At 58.9% G+C, this 6686-nt stretch carries 5 protein-coding genes; 4 read left to right on the top strand and 1 reads right to left on the bottom strand.

Annotated elements, in window-relative coordinates:
* Window positions 1–49 precede the first annotated feature (49 nt).
* Window positions 50–1966 carry an ATP-binding cassette domain-containing protein gene (locus tag D8V06_RS27275; RefSeq protein WP_056857012.1) on the top strand — a complete coding sequence of 639 codons (1917 nt, stop codon included), beginning with the start codon at window positions 50–52 and terminating at the stop codon, window positions 1964–1966.
* 95 nt (window positions 1967–2061) lie between these two features.
* Here D8V06_RS27275 and D8V06_RS27270 read toward each other — a convergent pair whose 3' ends face one another.
* Window positions 2062–2502 (bottom strand): universal stress protein, encoded by a 441-nt coding sequence (locus D8V06_RS27270; protein ID WP_056857013.1) that lies wholly within the window; start codon window positions 2500–2502, stop codon window positions 2062–2064.
* A gap of 104 nt (window positions 2503–2606) precedes the next feature.
* Here D8V06_RS27270 and D8V06_RS27265 point away from each other — a divergent pair, with 104 nt between their 5' ends.
* The 3 genes from D8V06_RS27265 to fadA form a co-directional block, all read left to right on the top strand.
* Window positions 2607–3044, top strand: coding sequence for a hypothetical protein (locus D8V06_RS27265; protein ID WP_056857014.1), 438 nt, complete (start codon window positions 2607–2609; stop codon window positions 3042–3044).
* A 516-nt stretch (window positions 3045–3560) separates the two neighbouring features.
* Window positions 3561–5708 carry a fatty acid oxidation complex subunit alpha FadB gene (gene fadB, locus D8V06_RS27260; RefSeq protein WP_130932178.1) on the top strand — a complete coding sequence of 716 codons (2148 nt, stop codon included), beginning with the start codon at window positions 3561–3563 and terminating at the stop codon, window positions 5706–5708.
* A 29-nt stretch (window positions 5709–5737) separates the two neighbouring features.
* Window positions 5738–6686 (top strand): acetyl-CoA C-acyltransferase FadA (gene fadA, locus D8V06_RS27255; protein WP_130932177.1); only part of this gene is annotated, 949 nt, incomplete at its 3' end.

The following is a 6686-nucleotide window of genomic DNA, read 5'->3' as shown; positions in this document are numbered from 1 at the left end:
CTGAAGCCTCAAGTCAGGTAGAATGCGCGCCCGGTTTTTGGAGAAGCTCATGACCCTGCTCAAATTCAGCGATGTGTCCCTTGCTTTCGGCGCTATGCCGTTGTTGGACAAGGTGTCCTGGCAGATCGCCCGTGGAGAGCGGGTGTGCATCATCGGCCGCAACGGCACTGGCAAGTCCAGCATGATGAAGCTCGTCAAGGGCGACCAGAAGCCCGATGATGGCTCGGTTTGGCGCGCACCCGGCCTCAAGATTGGTGAATTGCCGCAAGAATTGCCAGTAGCCGACGAGCGGACCGTGTTCGATGTGGTAGCCGAAGGCCTGGACGGTGTCGGTGCCTTGCTGGCCGAGTATCACCACCTGAGCCAGAACATCGTCACCGATGCCGATCTGGACAAGCTGATGCACGTTCAGCACGACCTCGAAGCCCGCGATGGCTGGCGTTTGCAGACCCTGGTCGACAGCACGCTGAGCCGCCTGCAGCTACCGGCAGACAAGACCCTGGCCGAGTTGTCCGGTGGTTGGCGCCGCCGCGTCCTGCTGGCCCAGGCCCTGGTTTCCGAACCGGATCTGTTGCTGCTCGACGAGCCAACCAACCACCTGGACATCGGTGCGATCGCCTGGCTCGAAGAGGCGCTGAAGGATTTCCAGGGCGCCGTGCTGTTCATCACGCACGACCGTTCCTTCCTGCAAAACCTCGCTACCCGCATCCTCGAACTGGATCGTGGCGGCCTGATCGACTGGAACGGCGACTACGCCAGTTTCCTCGTGCATAAAGAAGCCGAGCTGGCCGCCGAGGCCACTGCCAATGCGCTGTTCGACAAACGCCTGGCTCAGGAAGAGGTGTGGATCCGCCAAGGCATCAAGGCTCGCCGGACCCGTAACGAGGGCCGCGTGCGTGCCTTGAAAGCGTTGCGCGTCGAGCGCAGCGAACGTCGCGAGCGCACCGGCAAGGCCAATATCCAGCTGGAAACCGCCGACAAATCCGGCAAGCAGGTGATGGTGCTCGAGAACGTGAGCTTTGCTCATCCGGGCGGGCCGTTCCTGATCAAGGATTTCTCCATGGTGTTGCAGCGCGGCGACCGTATCGGCCTGCTCGGCGCCAACGGTACCGGCAAGACCACGCTGCTCAAGCTGATGCTCAGCGGTCTGCAACCTACCAGTGGCAAAGTGGAGGAGGGCACGAAGATCGACGTCGCCTACTTCGACCAGTTGCGCCACCAGCTGGATCTGGAAAAGACCGTGATCGATAACGTCGCCGAAGGTCGCGATTTCATCGATATCGACGGCCAGAGTCGTCACGTGCTGAGCTATCTCGGCGACTTCCTGTTCAGCCCGCAGCGTGCCCGCACGCCGGTCAAGGCGCTGTCCGGAGGCGAGCGTGCCCGTCTGTTGCTGGCCAAGCTGTTCAGCAAACCGGCGAACCTGCTGGTACTCGACGAACCGACGAACGACCTCGACGTCGAAACCCTTGAACTGCTGGAAGAGGTCTTGCTGACCTTCAATGGCACCGTGCTGATGGTCAGCCACGACCGGGCATTCCTCGACAACGTAGTCACCAGCACCCTGGTCTTCGAGGGCGAAGGCAAGGTTCGCGAGTACGTCGGTGGTTACCAGGACTGGCTGCGTCAGGGCGGCTCGCCGCGCCTGCTGGGCGTGACCGAGAGCAAGTCTGGCAAGGCCGACTTGAACTCCGCGGTGGTCAAGGCTGAGCCCGCGCCAGTGGTGGCAGCGGTCGAAGCACCAGCGAAGAAAAAACTCAGCTACAAGTTACAGCGCGAGTTGGAAGCGTTGCCGGGCCAGATCGATGCCATGGAGCAGCAGATTGCTGCTGTTGAAGCCCAGATGGCGGATGCCGGGTTCTATCTGCGGCCGGCGGCTGAAACCGCGGCGGTGATCGCTCAGTTGGCGCAGTTGCAGGCTGAGCTCGACGTGATGGTCGAGCGCTGGGCCGAACTGGATGCCTGATTGATCGTGTAATAAAAAAGCCCGACCTCGGTAACGCGAGTGTCGGGCTTTTCATATGCCATTGAATTGAATCAGTTTCCTGTCTGGGCGAGCTATCAGGATTTGCTTTGCAGGCGCACCGCAAGCACATCGCAAGGCGCGCCGTGGAGCACGTCATTGGCAGTGGACCCCAGCAGCAATGCAAGGCCATGTCGGCCATGGCTGCCCACCACGATCATGTCGCATCCTTGTTCCTTGGCCAGATGGTGAATTTCCTGGCGTGGCTGGCCGTAGGTCAGATGGCTGTACTCCCGGGAAAGCTCCGGATACTTGACGATCAGCCGCTCCAGACGTTCCTTGGCCTGATCGAACTGCTGTTGTTGCAGTTGTGACAGGTCCATCGGCACATCGCCGCCGAAGGCCATGGCCATCGGTTCGACGATATGCACCAGGGACAGCTTCGCACCGTTGCTCACCGACAGCTCGCGAGCGCGGTGGATTACAGGGTCGCACTCTTCGGTTAGATCTACAGCGACCAGAATATGGTTGTAGGGCATGAGGTGCTCCTCCTGAGGGATGCAATATTGGTAAGTATGGCTGGTTTCAAGCGCAGTGGTTCCAAAGTGGCTCAATGCGCTCATTCAAAATCGGGAGTACAGATATGACGGTCTGGATAGTGGTGTCAATCCTGCTGGTGGTACTCAGCCCTCTGGCATGGTTGCGACCATCACGTCATCAAAGCGGTCGGATGGCCCTGCGCATGGAGGCGCGGCGCATCGGCCTGGCCATGCAACTGGCGCCCCAGGAGTGGCCGCACTGGCTCGCTCAGGAACCGCCGAACCCCTGTGCCCAGTACCATCGACCGCGGCGCGGCAGTCAGCCAGCCTGCTGGAGTTATTGGCAGAAAACGCCGGGGGTGTGGGTGAACCAGTGGCAGGAGCTCTGTGAAGATCCTGCGTTGCTGATTCATTTCGAAAAGTTGCCAGGCAACGTTTTCAAGATCGAAGCCGACAAACAAATGATCACTTTGTATTGGGGCGAGAAGGGCGAAACCGAAGTTTTGCAACAAATCGATGCGACCCTCAAGGCGCTCGCCTGACCCCAGGCCCCCGCAGGAGCGATGAGGCAATAAAAAGCCCGACAACATCATCGGGCGGGGGTGGCCAGGCAGGCCGGTAATTTGGTTTGCGCAGATCTTACGCTGGGTATTCACCGCAGCGTTCAAAAATTTTCTATCGAGTCCCGCCAGCGTAGCTTGTTAAACAGAGGCTGCGGCGAATTAGGGCGACTTTTCTAATGATTGATTCTATGAATGGCAGCACATGCACCCGCGTGTTAGAGAGCTTCGTCTTACAGAAATGACCGCAAAGTCGAGTTTCAACCCGCATTTTGGGCGATTGACAATTGTCGGAAATTCCGTGAAGGTGGCGTACCCAAATCAAACGGGCGTATGAATTGAGCGTTTGTATTTCAGATCGCTCCTACAGAATCCCGACTATCGCGTTGGCGGGTGTGCCGGGGGAATGGGCGTAGCATCGACGTTTAACGTCCCTGCCGAGCCGTTCGCCTGCGTCCGACGTGTACTGTTCAGCTTCCATATCGTGGAGATCAGTTGATGATTTACGAAGGTAAAGCCATCACGGTTAAGGCTCTTGAAAGTGGCATCGTCGAATTGAAATTCGACCTCAAGGGTGAGTCCGTCAACAAGTTCAACCGTCTAACCCTGAACGAACTGCGTCAGGCCGTAGACACCATCAAGGCAGATGCTTCGATCAAGGGTGTGATCGTCAGCAGTGGCAAGGACGTTTTCATCGTCGGCGCCGACATCACCGAATTTGTCGACAACTTCAAGCTGCCGGATGCAGAGCTTGTTGCAGGCAACCTCGAAGCCAACAAGATTTTCAGCGATTTCGAAGACCTCAACGTCCCGACAGTGGTTGCCATCAACGGCATCGCATTGGGTGGTGGTCTGGAAATGTGCCTGGCGGCGGACTACCGCGTCATGTCCACCAAGGCCAAGATCGGTCTGCCGGAAGTCAAGCTGGGCATCTACCCGGGCTTCGGCGGCACTGTGCGTCTGCCGCGCCTGATCGGTGCCGACAACGCCATCGAGTGGATTGCCGCTGGCAAGGAAAACCGTCCGGAAGACGCGCTCAAAGTCGGCGCAGTGGACGCAGTAGTTGCCCCTGAGAAGCTGCAGGAAGCCGCACTTGAAATGATCAAGCGCGCCATTTCCGGCGAGTTCGACTACAAGGCCAAGCGCCAGCCGAAGCTTGAAAAGCTCAAGCTGAACGCCATTGAACAAATGATGGCTTTCGAAACCGCCAAAGGTTTCGTGGCAGGTCAAGCCGGCCCGAACTACCCGGCGCCGGTTGAGGCGATCAAGACTATCCAGAAAGCCGCGAACTTCGGTCGCGAAAAGGCGCTGGAAGTCGAGGCTGCTGGTTTCGTCAAACTGGCCAAGACCTCTGCCGCGCAGAGCTTGATCGGTCTGTTCCTGAACGATCAGGAACTGAAGAAAAAGGCCAAGGCCTACGACGAAATCGCCAAGGACGTGAAGCAGGCCGCCGTTCTGGGCGCCGGCATCATGGGTGGCGGTATCGCCTATCAATCGGCGTCCAAAGGCACGCCGATCCTGATGAAAGACATCAACGAAGCCGGGATCGAGCAAGGTCTGGCCGAAGCCGCCAAGCTGCTGGTTGGCCGTGTTGATAAAGGCCGCATGACCGCCGCGAAAATGGCTGAAGTGCTCAACGGCATCCGTCCAACCCTGTCTTACGGCGACTTCGGTCACGTGGATCTGGTGGTGGAAGCGGTTGTCGAGAACCCTAAAGTCAAGCAAGCCGTTCTGGCGGAAGTTGAAGACAAGGTCAAAGAGGACACCATCCTCGCCTCGAACACGTCGACCATTTCCATCACCTTGCTGGCCAAAGCCCTCAAGCGCCCGGAAAATTTCGTCGGCATGCACTTCTTCAACCCGGTGCACATGATGCCGCTGGTTGAAGTGATCCGTGGCGAGAAGTCCAGCGAGCTGGCTGTTGCCACCACCGTTGCCTACGCCAAGAAAATGGGCAAGAACCCGATCGTCGTCAATGACTGCCCGGGCTTCCTGGTCAACCGTGTACTGTTCCCGTACTTCGGCGGTTTCGCCAAGCTGGTCAGCGCCGGTGTGGACTTCGTGCGTATCGACAAAGTCATGGAGAAGTTCGGCTGGCCAATGGGCCCGGCGTACCTGATGGACGTGGTCGGCATCGACACCGGCCACCACGGTCGCGACGTCATGGCTGAAGGCTTTCCGGACCGCATGAAAGACGACCGTCGCTCGGCCGTTGACGTGCTCTACGAAGCCAAGCGCCTGGGCCAGAAGAACGGCAAGGGCTTCTACGCCTACGAGACCGACAAGAAGGGCAAGCAGAAGAAGGTGGCCGACCCGTCGGTGCTGGAAGTGCTCAAGCCAATCGTTTTCGAGCAGCGTGAAGTCACCGACGAAGACATCATCAACTGGATGATGATCCCGTTGTGCCTGGAAACCGTGCGTTGCCTGGAAGACGGCATTGTCGAAACCGCCGCCGAAGCCGACATGGGTCTGGTCTACGGTATTGGTTTCCCTCCATTCCGTGGCGGCGCGCTGCGCTACATCGATTCGATCGGTGTTGCCGAGTTCGTTGCCCTGGCTGACCAGTACGCTGATTTGGGCGCGCTGTACCACCCGACCGCGAAGCTGCGCGAAATGGCCAAAAACGGCCAGAGCTTCTTCGGTTAAGCGCCTCCAACTAGAGTGAGAGTGAACTTATGAGCTTGAATCCTAGAGACGTCGTGATTGTCGACTTCGGTCGTACTCCGATGGGCCGCTCCAAGGGCGGCATGCACCGTAACACCCGCGCCGAAGACATGTCGGCGCACCTGATCAGCAAACTGCTGGAACGTAACGTCAAGGTTGACCCGAGCGAAGTCGAAGACGTGATCTGGGGCTGTGTGAACCAGACGCTGGAGCAGGGCTGGAACATCGCGCGCATGGCGTCGCTGATGACCCAGATCCCGCACACGTCGGCCGGCCAGACGGTCAGCCGTCTGTGTGGTTCGTCGATGAGCGCGCTGCACACCGCTGCGCAAGCGATCATGACCGGCAATGGTGACGTGTTCGTCGTCGGCGGCGTCGAGCACATGGGCCACGTGAGCATGATGCACGGTGTCGATCCGAACCCGCACATGTCGCTGTACGCGGCGAAAGCCTCGGGCATGATGGGCCTGACCGCTGAAATGCTGGGCAAAATGCACGGCATCACTCGCGAGCAACAGGACGCTTTCGGCGTGCGCTCCCACCAACTCGCCCATAAGGCGACCGTGGAAGGCAAGTTCAAAGACGAAATCATCCCGATGCAGGGCTACGACGAGAACGGTTTCCTGAAAACCTTCGACTACGACGAAACCATTCGTCCGGAAACCACCCTGGAAAGCCTGGCGGCTCTCAAGCCAGCGTTCAATCCGAAGGGCGGCACCGTGACAGCCGGTACTTCGTCGCAGATCACCGACGGTGCCTCGTGCATGATCGTGATGTCGGCGCAACGTGCTCAGGACCTGGGCATTCAGCCTTTGGCTGTGATTCGTTCGATGGCAGTGGCAGGTGTGGACCCGGCGATCATGGGCTATGGTCCAGTACCGGCCACACAGAAAGCACTGAAGCGCGCGGGCCTTGGCATCAACGATATCGACTTCTTCGAGCTCAACGAAGCTTTCGCCG

Source organism: Pseudomonas sp. Sample_24, from assembly GCF_004307605.1.
Taxonomy (GTDB): Bacteria; Pseudomonadota; Gammaproteobacteria; order Pseudomonadales; family Pseudomonadaceae; genus Aquipseudomonas.
The sequence above is the reverse complement of the archived record's forward strand: the minus strand, read 5'-3'. Positions and strand labels throughout refer to the sequence as shown.